The organism is Pseudomonas sp. CBC3 (genome assembly GCF_037967085.1).
Taxonomy (GTDB): domain Bacteria; phylum Pseudomonadota; class Gammaproteobacteria; order Pseudomonadales; family Pseudomonadaceae; genus Stutzerimonas.
The window spans coordinates 417,742-433,199 of the sequence record NZ_JBANEO010000003.1; the positions used below are offsets into that span (position 1 = coordinate 417,742).

At 60.5% G+C, this 15,458-nt stretch carries 18 protein-coding genes and 1 pseudogene; 11 read left to right on the top strand and 8 right to left on the bottom strand.

All coding sequences use genetic code 11. From position 1 onward, the window contains the following. Window positions 1–9: 9 nt before the first annotated feature. Genes V6943_RS14465 through V6943_RS14475 form a run of 3 tightly spaced genes read right to left on the bottom strand, consistent with a single transcriptional unit; the run spans window position 10 to window position 1,450 of the window. Window positions 10–423, bottom strand: coding sequence for a curli assembly protein CsgF (locus tag V6943_RS14465; RefSeq protein ID WP_131650573.1), 414 nt, complete (start codon window positions 421–423; stop codon window positions 10–12). After that, window positions 420–803, bottom strand: a complete 384-nt coding sequence (gene csgE, locus V6943_RS14470) for a curli production assembly/transport protein CsgE (RefSeq protein WP_181100692.1) — start codon at window positions 801–803, stop codon at window positions 420–422. Before csgE ends, V6943_RS14465 begins: the two co-directional genes overlap by 4 nt. Next, window positions 800–1,450: a helix-turn-helix transcriptional regulator gene (locus V6943_RS14475; protein ID WP_181100694.1), complete on the bottom strand. Its 651-nt coding sequence runs from the start codon at window positions 1,448–1,450 to the stop codon at window positions 800–802. Before V6943_RS14475 ends, csgE begins: the two co-directional genes overlap by 4 nt. A gap of 241 nt (window positions 1,451–1,691) precedes the next feature. On the opposite strand from V6943_RS14475, the gene V6943_RS14480 reads away from it, so the two are divergent. The 4 genes from V6943_RS14480 to V6943_RS14495 all read left to right on the top strand — a co-directional run bounded on the left by V6943_RS14480 (window position 1,692) and on the right by V6943_RS14495 (window position 4,759). After that, window positions 1,692–2,327, top strand: coding sequence for a LysE family translocator (locus tag V6943_RS14480; protein WP_340554101.1), 636 nt, complete (start codon window positions 1,692–1,694; stop codon window positions 2,325–2,327). 91 nt (window positions 2,328–2,418) lie between these two features. Beyond that, window positions 2,419–2,880: a VOC family protein gene (locus V6943_RS14485; protein ID WP_131650569.1), complete on the top strand. Its 462-nt coding sequence runs from the start codon at window positions 2,419–2,421 to the stop codon at window positions 2,878–2,880. After that, the gene (locus V6943_RS14490) at window positions 2,880–3,704 is read left to right on the top strand and encodes an aldo/keto reductase (protein ID WP_340554103.1); all 825 of its coding nucleotides are present in this window, start codon (window positions 2,880–2,882) and stop codon (window positions 3,702–3,704) included. Before V6943_RS14485 ends, V6943_RS14490 begins: the two co-directional genes overlap by 1 nt. 83 nt (window positions 3,705–3,787) lie before the next feature. Then, window positions 3,788–4,759, top strand: coding sequence for an SDR family oxidoreductase (locus V6943_RS14495; RefSeq protein ID WP_340554104.1), 972 nt, complete (start codon window positions 3,788–3,790; stop codon window positions 4,757–4,759). Window positions 4,760–4,770: 11 nt separating this feature from the next. Here V6943_RS14495 and V6943_RS14500 read toward each other — a convergent pair whose 3' ends face one another. Beyond that, on the bottom strand, window positions 4,771–5,646 hold the full coding sequence (locus tag V6943_RS14500) for a DUF6279 family lipoprotein (RefSeq protein ID WP_340554106.1): 876 nt from the start codon (window positions 5,644–5,646) through the stop codon (window positions 4,771–4,773). A gap of 211 nt (window positions 5,647–5,857) precedes the next feature. On the opposite strand from V6943_RS14500, the gene V6943_RS14505 reads away from it, so the two are divergent. Then, the gene (locus V6943_RS14505; protein WP_131650565.1) at window positions 5,858–6,049 is read left to right on the top strand and encodes a hypothetical protein; all 192 of its coding nucleotides are present in this window, start codon (window positions 5,858–5,860) and stop codon (window positions 6,047–6,049) included. A gap of 6 nt (window positions 6,050–6,055) precedes the next feature. On the opposite strand, the gene V6943_RS14510 is transcribed toward V6943_RS14505, so the two are convergent. From V6943_RS14510 to V6943_RS14525, 4 genes are all read right to left on the bottom strand, one after another. Beyond that, the gene (locus tag V6943_RS14510; protein WP_131650564.1) at window positions 6,056–6,589 is read right to left on the bottom strand and encodes a hypothetical protein; all 534 of its coding nucleotides are present in this window, start codon (window positions 6,587–6,589) and stop codon (window positions 6,056–6,058) included. A gap of 78 nt (window positions 6,590–6,667) precedes the next feature. Beyond that, on the bottom strand, window positions 6,668–7,429 hold the full coding sequence (locus V6943_RS14515) for a substrate-binding periplasmic protein (protein WP_131650563.1): 762 nt from the start codon (window positions 7,427–7,429) through the stop codon (window positions 6,668–6,670). A gap of 160 nt (window positions 7,430–7,589) precedes the next feature. Next, window positions 7,590–8,312, bottom strand: a complete 723-nt coding sequence (locus V6943_RS14520) for an RNA pseudouridine synthase (protein WP_340554108.1) — start codon at window positions 8,310–8,312, stop codon at window positions 7,590–7,592. Window positions 8,313–8,421: 109 nt separating this feature from the next. Continuing rightward, window positions 8,422–8,601, bottom strand: a complete 180-nt coding sequence (locus V6943_RS14525; protein WP_131650942.1) for a hypothetical protein — start codon at window positions 8,599–8,601, stop codon at window positions 8,422–8,424. 153 nt (window positions 8,602–8,754) lie between these two features. Here V6943_RS14525 and V6943_RS14530 point away from each other — a divergent pair, with 153 nt between their 5' ends. From V6943_RS14530 to V6943_RS14550, 6 genes and pseudogenes are all read left to right on the top strand, one after another. Next, window positions 8,755–9,912, top strand: a complete 1,158-nt coding sequence (locus tag V6943_RS14530; RefSeq protein WP_340554110.1) for a PQQ-dependent sugar dehydrogenase — start codon at window positions 8,755–8,757, stop codon at window positions 9,910–9,912. Window positions 9,913–9,935: 23 nt separating this feature from the next. Further along, window positions 9,936–10,128, top strand: a pseudogene (locus V6943_RS20490) (hypothetical protein); the annotation flags it as partial. Between the two features lie 123 nt (window positions 10,129–10,251). After that, complete coding sequence (locus V6943_RS14535; RefSeq protein WP_131650560.1) at window positions 10,252–11,088, top strand: CvfB family protein; 837 nt, start codon at window positions 10,252–10,254, stop codon at window positions 11,086–11,088. Window positions 11,089–11,510: 422 nt separating this feature from the next. Next, window positions 11,511–12,668 carry an outer membrane beta-barrel protein gene (locus V6943_RS14540; protein ID WP_131650559.1) on the top strand — a complete coding sequence of 386 codons (1,158 nt, stop codon included), beginning with the start codon at window positions 11,511–11,513 and terminating at the stop codon, window positions 12,666–12,668. Between the two features lie 42 nt (window positions 12,669–12,710). Continuing rightward, window positions 12,711–13,244 carry a polysaccharide biosynthesis/export family protein gene (locus V6943_RS14545; protein ID WP_131650558.1) on the top strand — a complete coding sequence of 178 codons (534 nt, stop codon included), beginning with the start codon at window positions 12,711–12,713 and terminating at the stop codon, window positions 13,242–13,244. Further along, on the top strand, window positions 13,244–15,442 hold the full coding sequence (locus tag V6943_RS14550) for a GumC family protein (RefSeq protein ID WP_131650557.1): 2,199 nt from the start codon (window positions 13,244–13,246) through the stop codon (window positions 15,440–15,442). The genes V6943_RS14545 and V6943_RS14550 overlap by 1 nt, the downstream gene beginning before the upstream one ends. The last annotated feature ends 16 nt before the right edge of the window (window positions 15,443–15,458 follow it).

The window sequence follows — 15,458 nt, forward strand, 5'->3', positions numbered from 1 at the left end:
TCTCCTTGATCAGTTTTCGCCGATGACGATTTCGGACACTTCGCCGGTCAGCCGGTCGGTGATGCTTACAACCAAGTTGCCGAGGTCGTCGTTGATGACATTTACGATGAAGTCATCCGTTGTGACCGACCCGGTCTTGCCGTCTCTAGCATCATTAAGCAGATCGCCAAGCAGCCGTGATTCCAACTGACTGGTGAAACGGTCCAGCGCCGAGGTGCCGGACAGCGAGGAGCGGTCGATCGCGTCCGGGTCCTTGGTGTCGTTTTGGGCCTGGGCATTGCCCAGCAGCCAGGCGCCGTTCAAAGGGCTGCCGCCAAAGGACGGATTGACTGGGGTATAGACCAGTTCGGTTGCCGTAACGGCAGAGCTGAGCAATAGCCCGGCCAGGAGAATGCCGGTGGTTTTTTGTTGTGGCCGGTTCATAACTCATCCTTCGCAAGATCAATGGTGTCTTCGAACATTGCTTCAACTTTCTTACGGTTTATCTCTTGCAGCACGTAATCCGCCGCGTCATAAGCGGTTTGCTCCATGTCGCCGACGTTCGGTTGTAGAAAGCGGCGGTAAAGCGGCTGGTTGTTCTGCTCGACCCAGACCAGAATGCCCCAGCGTGCCGACGGTCTTTCCTTGACCGCCAGGTTGAAGTCCAGGGAGCTGGTGTCGTTCAGGCGTTCGCAGAACTTGCGGTAGAACTCCTGACCGGATCGGGTAACGGTGTTGTTGGTAATGAAGCCCTTGAGCTCTGCTTCTTCGGCATATGCCTGCACAGCGAAAAGTAGCATCAGGCACAGGCACGCGGCCTTCATGTGCCGGCCTCGCTCACGTGCCCCAGCACCAGCGACGCACCCTGCGCGCGGTTGGATGCGCCCAGTTTGCCCAGTGCGTTATGGATATGGCTCTTGATGGTGTGAGTGCTCAGGTGCAGGCGGTCGGCGATTTCCGAGTTGGACAGCCCCTTGCCGGCGAGCGCGAGGATCTGCTTTTCGCGCACCGATAAATCATCGATGGCGCGCGACGCATGGGTCAGCTGACGATAGCGACCGAGCAGTTTTTCCATCAGCGCGCGGGGCAGCCAGTCGCCACCGTTGAGCATGACAGTGACGCCGCGGCTGAAATTGCTGCGGCTTGTGCTCGGGTAGAAGACGCCCTTGATCCAAGGGTGTAGTTCCAGCAGCCGGCGTGCCTGTTCCGGCTGCGCATTGACCAACGCGGTGACGGTATCGCGCAGCTGCCGGAGTAGGCGCAGGCATTCGTCATCGGTAAAGCTGCCGACGTCGACCAGTAGCAGGTCTGCATCGCTCACGCCGGGGCGAAGCGCGTTGCTGCGCGTCAGACGCAACTGAGCGCTGTCGTGAAGATGTTGGTGAAATGAGTTGTCCAGCAGCTCGCTGTTGGACAACAGGACGAGACGCGCTGAGGGGGCGACGAGGGCCGTGCGGGCTTCATCGATCATGTGCATTTCCTTTGCTGTTCATGGCTGTGTCGGGCTGCGCCCGCGATCCTTGCCGGAGGCCTGGCGCTTTGACATTAACGCTAACAAGGTAGTTCAGCTGGGTGACAATAAAAAGTCGGAACTGTGAGTGCATGCCAGTTTTCCGACGAACTGCCTGCGCGGGTTCGAATTGCAAGCCTGGAAAGCCGAAGTCCGCTCGACTACATTCAGTGTCTTTCCTGCTCATGACTGGAGAGCCGAAATGTCGGACCCGGCGTTCTGGTTGGTCTTTTTCTCGGCTGCTCTGGCACTGAACCTGCCGCCCGGTCCCGATCTGCTGTTCGTGCTGTCGCGTACGCTCTCCGGTGGGCGGCGTGTCGGCGTGGCCTCGGCATGCGGCGTCTGCAGTGGTGCTCTGGTTCATGTGGCAGCCGCCGCGCTGGGGATTTCGGCGATTCTGGCTACTTCGGCGCTGGCCTTTACGGTGGTCAAGTATGTAGGTGCGGCCTATCTGCTGTACCTGGGCATCCAAGCGTTGCGCTCTGCGGGTGCCGGTACGCAGCTCAAACTTGGAACGACGCCACGGACTACCGCCTGGCAGGCCTATCGCCAGGGCATTCTCGTGGACATTCTCAATCCCAAGGCGGCAATTTTCTTCATGGCGTTTCTGCCGCAGTTTGTGCGTCCGGACCAGGGCGCGGTGGCGCTGCAGCTATTGGTGCTGGGTGTGTTAGTCGTTCTGGTGGCAATCGTCGTGGAATGCACGCTCGTGCTGCTGGCGGCTCGTGCCAGCTCGGCGCTACGCGGCAATCAGCGACTGAGCCAATGGCTCGATCGTGTCCTCGGGTCGGTGCTGATCGGCCTGGGTATTCGCCTTGGCTTGGCCGAACGCGCATAACCGTGGGAACGTCGGCGCCCTTATCGGTCTGAATGCGTATGCGGTGCGTCTTGTACGACGGCGATGGCCGCGGCAATCGGAAGGAGCTTTCATGTCCCTGTACAGCAAAAACACCACATCCAATCTCATCCCCTGTCTGCATTACCGTGACGTACCCGCGGCGCTGGACTGGCTGTGTCGAGTGTTTGATTTCGAGCAGCACCTGGTGGTCGAGGACGCGCAAGTGGGCGTCATTCACGCGCAGCTCAATTTCGGTAGCGGCATGCTGATGCTCGGTCCGGTTAGCGATTCAGAATATGGTCGCCAGGTGCGGATGCCGGACCAGGTGGGCGGTGTTTCCACGCAGAGCATCTATGTCATCGTCAACAGTGCCGATGCGCTCTATACCAAGGCCAAGGCTGCCGGGGCGGAGATCGTCATCGAGTTGAAAGACGAGGATTACGGTGGCCGAGGCTTCAGCTGCCGCGACCTGGAGGGACACCTGTGGAATTTCGGCACCTACGATCCCTGGGCCGAGCCGGTCGCTGAGCAGAACGTGCGAGGGAACGGCTGATGCGCACCCTGACACTGACAGATGGAACCGAAGTCCCTGTGATTGGCCAGGGCACTTGGCACATGGGTGAGAATCCGGCCGAACGCAACAACGAGGTAGGAGCGCTGCGCCTCGGCATAGAGCTGGGCATGACGTTGATCGATACCGCGGAAATGTACGGCGAGGGCGGTGCGGAAGAGGTTGTCGGTGAAGCGATACGCGGTCGTCGCGACCGGATCTTTCTGGTCAGCAAGGTTTATCCGCACAACGCCAGCCAGAAGGGCGTACCGGAAGCCTGCGAGCGCAGCTTGCGTCGGCTCGGTACCGAATGCATCGATCTGTATCTGCTGCACTGGCGCGGCCAGTATCCGCTGGCGGAAACCGTCGAAGCCTTCGAGCGGCTCAGAGAGCAGGGCAAGATCCGCCGCTGGGGGGTGTCGAATCTCGATCTGGACGACATGCGTGAGCTGAATGCACCCGCTTGTGCGGCCAACCAAGTGATCTACAACCCTAGCGAGCGTGGGATCGAATTCGACCTGCTGCCCTGGAGCCAGGCTCAGGGTATGCCGGTCATGGCGTATTGTCCGTTGGGGCAGGGCGGTGCGTTGTTGCGGCATTCGGCAGTGGCCAACGTTGCCCGCCGACACGGTGCGCAGCCCGCTCAGGTGGCGTTGGCCTGGGCCTTGCGCCAACCCGGCGTTTTGGTAATTCCCAAGTCTTCCAACCCGGCTCATCTGCGCAACAATGCGTCTGCCGCAGAGCTGCAGTTGACGGCTGAAGATCTGAACATCCTCGACGATGCCTTCCCGCCACCGTCTCGCCGGCAGGCGCTGCAGATGGTTTGACCCCGACGATCCTCCGGACGGCGGGGAATGTTTGCCTCGCCGCGGCTGTCAGCTGTTAACGACAGCAAACCGGAGAATCGGGCATGACTGAAAACAGACTCGAAGGCGCGGTGGTGGTCATCACCGGTGCGTCCAGTGGTATTGGGCGCGCCACCGCACAAGCATTCGCACGTCGGCGTGCCCGTGTGGTGTTGGCTGCACGTGACGAGGAGGCGTTGCAGGAGGCGGCTGAAGAATGCCGGGCGCTCGGCGGCGAAGCGCTCGTGGTGCCAACCGACACGACCCTCAGCGACTCGGTGGAACAACTGGCCACTGCCGCTGCCGAGTTCGGCCAAGGGCGCATCGATATCTGGATCAACAATGCCGGTGTCGGTGCGGTCGGCACATTCGACGAGACGCCGCTGGATGCTCACGAGCAGGTCGTGCAGACCGATTTGATCGGCTATCTGCGGGGCGCGCATGTGGTGCTCCCTTACTTCAAGCAGCAGAACGCCGGCATTCTGATCAATACGCTCTCCGTCGGCAGTTGGGTGCCGCAGCCATTCGCGGTGGCCTATTCGGCCAGCAAGTTCGGCCTGCGCGGTTTTTCCCAGGCGCTGCGCGGTGAGCTGGCGCAATGGCCGGGAATACATGTGTGTGATGTATACCCATCGGTGGTCGACACCCCCGGTTTTCGCGACGGCGGCAACTATGCCGGGCGTTCGCTGCAACCGCCGCCACCGCTGTGCGATCCCCGGCAGGTGGCCGAGGCGATGATCAGCCTGGCGTTGCATCCTCGCCATACCACCTCGGTTGGGATGGTGGCGACCTTGCTGCGCTTCGCGCATTTCGTGACGCCTGGTTTCAATCAGCTGTCGGGACTGCTGACCGGTGCCGCGCTGCGGCGTGCCGATCGAGTGGCGCCTTCTTCCGGCAATCTGTTCCATCCAGCACTGGGCCAGCGGCGAATAGATGGCGGATGGCGTAAAGACAGCCACCCGCAGCGCACCTTGATGCTGGCTGGAGGGGTTGCGGTAGGCGTAGTCGGACTGCTGTTGTGCTGTCGTAAACGCTAAGGAGGCCGCAGTCAGCGCGACTCCGGCAAGCAGGCCAGCGAGCCCAGATCCTTGCGCACGTTCTCCAATTGGCCGTCGAAATGGCTTCGCTGGTCAGTATCGGACATCGCGTAGAGGTCGCTGGCCAAATCCAGGGCAGCCTGTTCGATGCGGTCGAAGGCCGCTCGGTACTCGGCAGTCCAGAAGGCTTCGCCGCCTTGTAGCAGCCGCGCGATGCGATCATCGAATCCCACTTCGTGACGTTGGGCGACCGCGGCGCTCAGGGCGTGTTGCCATTGCACCCGGTTGTCCAGCCACAACCGGTTATGTTCTCCGAGGCTATGCGCCCAGACGAGAATGCGCTGCCGTTGCGCCGCGCTGATCGTACCCAGCCAATGCTCGACCCGCTCGCCCATGCGTTCGGCACGCTCTCTGATCTGCTGGTCCAGTGGTGGCTGCAAGTATTTTTCGGCCCGCTCGCGACGGTCTTTCTCTAGCGCCTCGTTGAGCGTTCTGACCTGTGCATCGTCAAGATCACGCAGAAGCTGCGTGGTGGTCGGGGTGATCTCTTCGGTAATTGCCTGAATCGCCTGTTTCGCATGCTGGTAGTGAGTGCGCAGCGTGGCCTCGTTGATTTCATCCCGCCGAACCTGGTGCTGCAGCTGTCCGATGATGTCGAGATAGACCGGTAATTGCGTTTGGCAGTGCCAGCTCAGATGGTCGCGCAGCTGCGCGCGGAAGCGCTTCTCCTGAGCGCGATCCAGGTCCAGATAGTCGTCGATCCACCACGGGATCAGCGTGTCCAGGTTGCGGTACGCGAGGTTGATGCGGCTGCAGCCGGCGATGATAAGCGTGAGTGCCACCAGCAATAGGAATGGCTTGCGGCCAGGTGTCTGACGGATCTGCATCGGAGCCCTCGTTTTCTCGGTATGGGCATCTCTCGATAAGGACGAAATGGCCTTCTCGCCTATTAATAGAACGACAGGACGTCCTGGCAGTTCGAGCCAAAACAGCAACGGTTTGTTTCGGCGAGAAAAACGGTCGAACTTGTGGTCCCTTTATTGAAGAGGGTGTGCCGCCGGCACGCCTGCAATAACGGTAATAGACGTGGAGGTAGGCATGCAGACGACGATCAGACAGCTGACCGGAGACCAGGTACCGCAGGGCTGGCGCCCGACCTGGGTGACTTGCTGGGTGGTGGAAATGGACGGCAAGACGATCGCCGGCCCCTATGCCACGCGCGAAGAGGCGCAAGCCGTGATGGATGGGGAGCAGGAACCCAAGGTATCGCAGACACCTACACCCCGGTGAGGCAGATCACAGGCATTTAGTGGGGCAGGGATCGACCCGCTCGGGTATTGGTGGCGGCGGCTCGACGAGCTGGGAAACCAGCTCCAGAGCTTTGTCGAAGGATGGATAGCCGCTGCGCGCGACATCCAGCTCGGCGTAGGCCTGGCGATATTCCTCGGCCTTAGTGGCGTCGCGTTCGTCCAGCAGATAGGGCTCCTGGTGCATTTTGTAGAGCAGCGCCGTCGCATGCGGGTGGCCCTTGGCGCGCGCCTGTTCGAGCAGGTTCAGCACGCCCGCTTGTTGCGGTCCCTGGCGTATCAGCAGCAGTGCCTGATAGAACTCGATTTCGCCGTGCTCGTCGAGATGAGCACTGCGTTCGAGCAGGGCGTCGGCCAGTTCATAGCCGTCTTCGTCGCCGATGGAGATGAGAATCTTGGCCTGCAAAAGATCGTTCTGATAGAGCAGTCGCTCCGCACGACAGGAGCTGCCCGGTTGGTCACAGGGTTGAGAGGCGCAGCCGCCCAGGACGATGAGCAGTCCGAGTAGTAATGAGTTCTTCATCGCTGCCTTGTTCTCTGGATTGTTTATATGTGTCAGCGCGAGTTCTGACCTGCGAGTTTCGTTTCTGTTCAGCCCGACTCACGGCTCGCTGGCGATGGGCTTGAGGCCATAGTGAAACAGAAGGACCTGCCACTCGGGGTTAGCTGGAAGGGTACTGAGCAATTGATCAAGATAGTCTTTCACCGCTTCGTCCAGCGTGTCGGTTATCAGCATGTGCCGCGCGAACTGGTACAGGGGCGTTGACGATATGTATAGCTCGCCCGGCTTATGTTCCTTGCGGTAATGGAGCAGGGTGGAGCGAGCGATCAATAAAGTATTGATGCGCCCGGAGAGCAGCTTCTCAAGGTTCTGCAGATCGTTGTGTACATTCTGGCGTTCTATCGCACCCTTGGCGATATCTTCCTCAAGTCCCTGATACCGGTGGCCGAGCACGCCACCCAGAACCAAGCCGTGCAAGGATTCCGGCCCTTCATATTCAACCGGCGCATCGGGTAGTGAGACGAATACCTGTTGATCGATCAGTAGCGGTTCCGACCATCTGGCGTTTGCTGTCTGCGCGGCAGTGAAAAAGCTCGGCGTTGCCCAGAGCAGGATGCCGGGGCGGTTTCGGGCGAGGCGAATGTCCACACGCTTGCGCGGTAGCTCCACTAGCTCGAAACGGAAGCGGCCACGGTTGGCCGGGTCGCGATTGAGCAGTTCGACGAACGCGTGTGAAAGGCCCTGCCCATCGCCGAGTATGAATGGGGGCGAGAAGTGATAGTTCCACACCTCGATCCGCTGTTGCGCGGTGCAGATCGAAGGCAGTAGAGCGAGCATGAGCACCACAACGAGTCGTTGCATGGCGCACCTTCAGAATGATGGCGAAGCGGCCGGTCCAGGACTCGGTGATGCTGCCCGCGGATGGCTTTTGCCTGTTCGATGATGAACAAGCATAGTCGACAGGCGGCAGGGAGCGAGCAGCCAGGCTGGTTCGTTTTTTTGCCGAAAGGCTGTTTCCGTTCTAGAAGCGTTCGTGCTCGCCGAGAAAGCGCCACTCGCCGACAGGCAGTTTGGCCATCGACAGGCGACCGACGCGTATGCGTTTGCAGCTGAGCATCTGCAGGCCGATGGCTTCGCAAAGTTGTCGCAGATCGCCCGCTTGCGGTGCCTTGAGCACGATGCGCAGACGGGTTTCGTTCTGCCAGCTGGCCCTGGCTTTCGGCAGAATCCGGCCGCGGTGCCCGATGCCTTTGGCCAGTAATGCCAGGCCACCTTCCTCGGGTTCGCCGGCGACTTCCACGATGTATTCCTGTTCGAGCTTGTCGCGAGGGTCGGCGAGTTTGCGGGTCACCTCGCGCTGCTGGCTGAACATGACTAGCCCACTGGCATCCGGCTCCAGCGGTAGCAGTGCGGTCTGACGAGCGAAGTGCCGATCACGCGGTGCGAGACGAGCATCATCGCCCGTCCAGTGAGTGGCCTTGGCGAGCTGTTCCATGACGCCCGCCGGGTCTGCGGCGGTTGCCTGGCCGGCCGGTTTGTGCAGCAGCAGCGTGACGGGCGGCAGCTCGGCTGCGATGGCGCCAGGCAGGAGTTCGATTCGCTGGTCGCCGACCTTGAAATAGGGGGCTTCGATGATCTGCCCATCGACGCTGACCCAGCCACCCTCAATGTACAGCTCAGCCTCACGCCGCGAACAGCCGAGTTGCTCGGCGAGGCGTTTGGACAAGCGTATCGGGTCGGTCATGGGTATCTCGGATGTCGCGGGAGGGGAAACCCGGCGAGCCACTGCAGTACTGCGTGACAGCTGAAGCTCGCGGTCAGGTGTTGCGGGTTTACTGCTTAGCTATTTATTTCTATTTCTTACTGATGGTGATCTGCCGCGATGGGCCTTGAGTCTGGCCACTGACGCCGTTGGGAATCTTCTGAACTTCACCGCCGGCCTTCAGAAAGGCTGCCATTTGCTCGGCCAAGGACTGGCTGGTTTCGCTGGCGGGTTCGGGTTTGCGTTTCGCGGATGTGGTCTTGGAGGCCATCGTCATCGGATTCCTGTGGATCAATCGAACCGGCCATTATACAGATCTGGCTAATTTTTGTTCGAATTTTCCTTGAGCGGTCATCAGGTGAGCAAATCGCTTCGTCTATGGTCTTCACTAGATACCTGCCCGTTTCGCTCCGGAGGATTCTTCATGCCGCGCCATGCCATTCGCGCCATCATCTGCTGCACCACGCTTTCCTGTTCGACCCTCGCGGTCGCCGAGGTCGAATATTTCGACAGCGAGCAGGGTCGTGTCTCCGTCGAAGAAATCGCTACCGGTCTGGAGTACCCCTGGGCCGTTGCCTTCCTGCCGGACGATGCTGGCATGCTGGTCACAGAGCGTCCCGGCAGGTTGCGTGTGGTTGACGGCAACGGGCAGCTTTCCGAGCCGCTCGACGGCGTGCCCGATGTCTATGCGCAAGCGCAGGGCGGGTTGCTGGACGTGCAGCTATCGCCCAGCTTCGCGCAGGATCGGTTGGTCTACCTCAGCTATGCCGAAGAAGGCGAGGGCAAGGCCGGCACCACCGTGGGGCGTGGTCGGCTGGCCGATGACCTGAGCGGGCTGGAAGATTTCACAGTCATTTTTCGCCAGCAGCCAAAGCTCTCGAACGGCATCCATTTCGGTTCGCGACTGGTCTTCGATGGCAGCGGCCACTTATTCATAGCGCTGGGGGAAAACAACCAACGACCTACCGCTCAGGACTTGGACAAGCTGCAGGGCAAGCTGGTGCGGATTCACCCGGACGGCAAGGTTCCGGACGACAATCCGATGGTGGATACCGAAGGCGCCCGGCCAGAAATCTGGTCCTACGGTCATCGCAATCAACAGGGGGCCGCGCTCAACCCCTGGAGCGGCGCTCTGTGGACGCATGAACATGGCCCGCGTGGCGGTGATGAAATCAATATTCCGCAACCGGGGCTCAATTACGGCTGGCCGCTGGCGACTCATGGCATCAACTACAGCGGCCAGCCGATCCCCGAAGCCAAGGGTAAAACCGTGGACGGTACCGAGCCGCCGCACTATGTCTGGGAGCGTTCGCCCGGCATCAGCGGCATGGCGTTCTACGATGCGGAACGCTTCCCCGCATGGCAGCACAACTTGTTCATCGGCGCGCTGGTGGACCAGTCGCTGATTCGTCTGCAACTCGACGGCGACAAGGTGACCCATGACGAGCGCTTGCTGAAGGATCTCGGCGCGCGAGTTCGCGACGTTCGCCTGGGACCCGACGGCTATCTTTATCTGCTGACCGACTCGGCCAGCGGCAAGCTCCTGCGCGTTGGTCTCGATGCGAGCGAAGGCGGACGTTGAGGGCATCTCATCGAGAGTGCTTGCACCTGCGCGTCTACGACGTCCCCACCGCCCAAGGAGTTGCGCAAGTGGCGGTCGCCGGCCGGCGGGCAAGCCGCTCCGATGACCTATCTGAGTCGTGCGGGCCGTCAAATAGTGGTCGTGGTGGCCGGCGGTCATGGCGCGCTCAGAACCAAAGCGGGCGATTCGATCATCGCCTATGCATTGCCGCAATGAGTTACTCAGGGCGGACGTATGTCCAGCCTCGCCCTTGTTTCAGTGCTATTCAGCTAACCGGGCGGGCGCTGGTACTCGACCGGCCTGCTAGAATCGCCGCATTCGACTCACAGGATCTTTCACATGGCCGCAATCGGGCGCTTCAATAGCATGCAAATCGTCAAGCACACCGGTTTCGGCCTTTACCTGGATGGCGGTCCGGATGGCGAAATCCTGTTGCCCAATCGCTACGTCCCGAAGAATGTGCCGACCGAGGTCGATGACTGGCTGAACGTCTTCGTTTACCTCGACAGCGAAGACAAGCTCATTGCGACTACGGAGAAGCCGAAGGTGCAGGTGGGCGAATTCGCCAGCCTCAAGGTCAAGGAGATCAACCGCGTTGGGCTGTTTCTCGACTGGGGGCTGACCAAGGATCTGCTGCTGCCGCATTCCGAGGAAAAACGCCAACTGAACGAGGGCGACTACTGCGTCGTTCACGTCTACCTCGACAAACACACCCGCCGCATCACCGCCACGGCGCGGCTGGATCGCTACCTGGACAAGACGCCGCCTCGCTACAAGGTCGGCGAAGCCGTTGACTTGCTGGTCGTGGAGGCGACCGACCTTGGCCACAAGGCGATCATCAATGGCAAGCATTGGGGGCTGATCCACAAGAACGAGGCGTTCAAGTTCCTGCGCAGCGGTATGCACGAAAAGGGCTTCATCAAGGAAATGCGCGCCGACGGCAAGATCAGCCTGAGCCTCCAGCCGGTGGGCAGCGAAGCCGCTGACGCCCTGCAGGCGCTGATTCTGCAGAAGCTGCAGGAAAACCAGGGCAGCCTGCCGGTCAGTGACAAAACCGCAGCCGATGAGATCGCCCGGTTGTTCGGTGTCAGCAAAGGCAATTTCAAGAAGGCCATCGGCGGCCTTTACAAGCAGGGCCGCATCGTCATCCATCCGGATCGCATCGAGCGCACCTGATCCGTTGGCGCGGCCACTGCAGCCAGGCGCCGACGTACTTCTCCTCTCCTACGACTGCGCGCAGGCGCTGGGCTTTCCTGCGCCGGCTGTCTTTGCGTGACGCAGCCAAATGGCTCGTCTCGATCAGTCGTTGCTGAATGTTACAGGCCTGTCGTTTGATCGCTGACTGTAGCGTTCACGACCTTGACTCCAGCAAGGCCGCAGCTTCAGTACTTGCCGATATGCACATAACCGGTGGCGCTAGCCTGTCCTGACGGGTCGTTGCGCGTGCGTTTATGGCGCTTTGTTCCGCCTCGCCCATTGATTCTGCAACTGTCCGGGATATTTGCGGTCTGTTGCGTGTCTATGCCTCCTCACAAGAACAGGCGTCGCGGCCAGAGTGCAGGCATGAACAACTATTTATCTCCGAGAAGGGATTCCATATGAGGAACATCACGCTTCCAGGTGTATCGCTACTGTGCCTTGTCGCTACCAATAGCTGGGCAGAGAACGAGCCGCAGGATATTCGCATCGGTGGTTTCGAGTTCACGCCTACGCTGGTCGTACGCGAGAGCTACGACGACAACTATCGCGGCTTGTCGGATAACGAGCAGGCATCCTGGGTTACCGGAATCAATCCGACCTTCCTGCTCGGCACAGGGAACCGCAATAGCGAGTACGAACTCGAGTACTCGTTCAATAGCGACATCTTTCATTCGGACTCCGAAGCCAGTAATACCGACCATCACTTGCAGCTCAGAAGTGTCATGGAATTCACGTCTCGTCATCGCTTGAGCTGGGGGCTTGCCTACCATCGCGTAGAGGAAACGGCGGATACCGAAGTCGATACCGAAAACGACAAGTACAGCCGGGCCATCGCCCGCGCGGCTTACCGCTTCGGTGCCCAGAGCGCGCGCAACCAGCTCGAGTTCGGTACCAACTACGAACAGCGTCGGTACCACAACAGCGACAATCTCAACGCCTCCGAAGAACGCGATAGCCTGATGTTCAACTCCATCTGGTTCCATCGTCTTGGCGCCGACACGCGCTCACTCGTCGAGGTTCGTCACACCGACCACGATTACAAACTCTCCAGTGCGCTGCGCGACAGCACCAACGTGGCGCTGCTCGGCGGTATGACCTGGGAAGGCGGCGCGAAGACATCCGGCTCGGTCAAGGTCGGTGCCGAGCGCAAGGACTTCGACAGCGATCAGCGTGAAGATTTCACCAGCCCCATGTGGGAAGTCGGCGTTACTTACAGGCCACGTACGTATTCGGCATTCTCGATCGATTCCCGCCGTGCTTTCGATGAGGGTGACGACGGTGCCAGCACCATCAATGATTGGACGACCGTCGCCGCCTGGAATCATGACTGGACGTCGCGCATATCGACCGAACTGCTCTACCGCTTCTCGGATCGCGAGTACGAAGGCATCAACCGGGACGACGAGCGCACCGGCTACGGCGCCGGCGTGACCTGGTCGCCGGATCGCTGGATCGATGTGACCCTTTCATACCTCCGGACGGAGAACGATTCCAACTTGGACATCGAAAGCTACGACCGAAACGTTTACCTGCTGAGTTTCGACCTGAGCCTTTGAGGCCGGGCAGGACATTAACCCGTGCCTAAGGAGGAGCCAATCATGCGCATCCCGAACATCTTCAAATTCCTTTCCGTGCTCGTGCTGCTGGTATTCAGCGCAGCGGCCAGCGCCGCGCAGTACCAGTTGGGGTCGGGCGACATCATTCGTATCAACGTACACGGCGAGCCGGACCTCACCTTCGAAGAGATTCGTCTGACGGACGCCGGAACCTTCACCTTTCCCTTCATCGGTGAAGTCGATGCCAACGGCAAGACGCCGGGCGAGGTGCGCAACCTGCTGGTCGAGAAGCTGAAGGATGGCTATCTGATCGACCCGCGCGTGTCGGTATCGGTTGCCAACTATCGGGAGTTCTACATCTCCGGCGAAGTGAAGCTTCCCGGCGGCTATCCATTCCAGCCTGGGCTGACCTTGGATCGGGCCATCGCCTTGGCTGGAGGCCTGACCGAGCGCGCATCTACCAGGCGCATGACCATCGTTCGCGGCTCCGAAGGCAGCCGCGCCGAAGAAAAAGCCACCATGAACACATTGGTTCGCCCCGGCGACACGATCAACATCGATGAAGGATTCTTCTGATGAACAGCCCAGTTCGCCCGGATCGGCCATGGCAGCGCCCCGTCGGGCCGGCAACCGATAGCGATTTCATAGACCTCAAGAAAATCTGGCACGCGGTCTGGTCGCGCAAGTGGGGGATTGCCCTGCTGGTGGGCATCGTCGCGCTGCTCACGATCATTCTGCTGTCGCGGATGACGCCTATTTACAAGGCCGTCGCGACGGTGCTCATCGAGACGAAAGGCACGCCGGTATTGTCTTTCCAGCCTGCGTCCGATTCCCCTGTTGAGCTCAGCGAATACCTGCAGACCCAGCTCAGCCTGATGCAGAGCCGCGGCGTTGCCGAGCGTGTGGTGCGCGATCTTAATCTGACCGAGCACCCCGAGTTCGACCTGCGTCAACAGTCCGGACCGCTGATCGACTTCAGTGGCATTGCCGCTGCCCTGACCGGTGAAGAGGAAGAGGCGCCTACCGAAGCGCAGATCCTCGACTACGCCACTCAATCCCTGATGGAGCGGACGTCGGTATGGGTCGAAGGCAAGAGCCAGCTGGTCTATCTGTCCATCGCGATGGCTGACCGCATGACTGCCGCCGAAGCGACCAACCAACTGGCGCAGGCCTATATCGAAGCGCAGCTGGAAGCCAAGGTCGACATGTCGATGACCGCCGCCAGCTGGATGAACGAGCGTCTGGTCTCCCTGCGTGAAAATCTGCAGGACTCCGAAGACCGTCTTCAGGCCTACCTGGACGCCGAAGGTCTCGTGGATCTGGATGGTGTCGGCACCATCAGCGCCAACGAGCTGTCGCTGACCGGTGACCGCATGATCGATGCGCGTCGTCAGCGGGCCGAAGCCGAGAGCCAGTATCGTCAGGTCGAATCCATGCGCAGCCAGGGCTGGGAGCGTCTCGCCAGTGTGCCGGCCGTTCTGGGTCACCCGCTGATTCAGCAGTTCAAAGCGGATCAGGCACATGCCCGGTCGCGTGTCGAAGACCTGTCCCGCCGTTATGGTGATCGTCATCCGTCGATGGCTTCCGCACGCTCGGATCTCAACGCGGCTACAGCCAGTCTGCGACAGCAGGTCGAGCAGGTAGTGGCGAGCATCGAGCGCAACTATCAGTTGGCGTTGGCCAATGAAAACTCTCTGCGTGCTTCGTTCGACGAGAACAAAGGCCGCATCCAGGACATCTCGCGCAAGGAATTCAAGGTGCGTGACCTTCAGCGTCAGGTCGAAAGCGACCGCGCGCTGTACGACACCTTCATGACCCGCCTGCAGGAGACCACTGCGACTTCGGACCTGAGCACCACCAATGCCCGCGTGGTCGATTCGGCCATCCCGCCGACCGAACCCAGCGCGCCGAACAAGAAGCTGATTCTCGTCGTGGCGTTGTTCCTGGCCCTGGTAATTGGCGTTATTCAAGCGATCGTCCGCGAAATTCTCGACAACACCTTCAAGAGCTCCGAAGAAGTCGAAAACAAGCTCGGGCTGCCGGTCATGGGCATCGTTCCGATGGTGCCGCGCAAGCTGCGCAAGGAAGTCAGCCATCTGTTCGAACGCAGCGGCGACAAGCGCTTCTGCGAAGCCGTGCGGACCATCCGTACCAACCTTTTGCTGAGCGAAGCCAATCAGCCGCGGCAGGTGCTGGTGATCACGTCCACGGCGCCGGACGAAGGCAAGAGCTCGGTATCGGCCAACCTCGCGTTCGCCATGGGGCAGTTGCATCGTGTGCTGCTGATCGACGCCGACCTGCGCCGCGCGACCCTCGACAAGGCGTTCGACTTCAAGCCGGGTACGCCGGGGCTGGTCAATCTCATCGGCGGCAACGCCAAGCTCGAGGAGTGCATCCACACGGTCGGGAACGTCGACATGATCGCTGCCGGTGCGGTGCCTTCCAACCCGCTCGAGCTGCTGTCCTCGCCACGCTTCGCGAAACTGCTCGAAGTGGTCAAGGGCCGCTATGACCGCATCATCATCGACTCGCCGCCGAGCCAGGCGGTCAGCGATGCCGCCGTGCTGTCGACCCTCGCCGATGCGGTGATCTATGTCGTCAAGTCCGACGCCACGCTGATTCCGCATGTACAGAAAGGTGTGAGCCAGCTGCAGAACAGCAATGCGCCGCTGACGGGTGTAGTGCTCAATGCCGTCGATATCGAGAAAGCCAAGAAGAACGGTCAGTTCCGTGGCTATTACGACCACTACGGCTACAGCGAGCAAACGGTCTAAGCCGGCTCGTTCATCC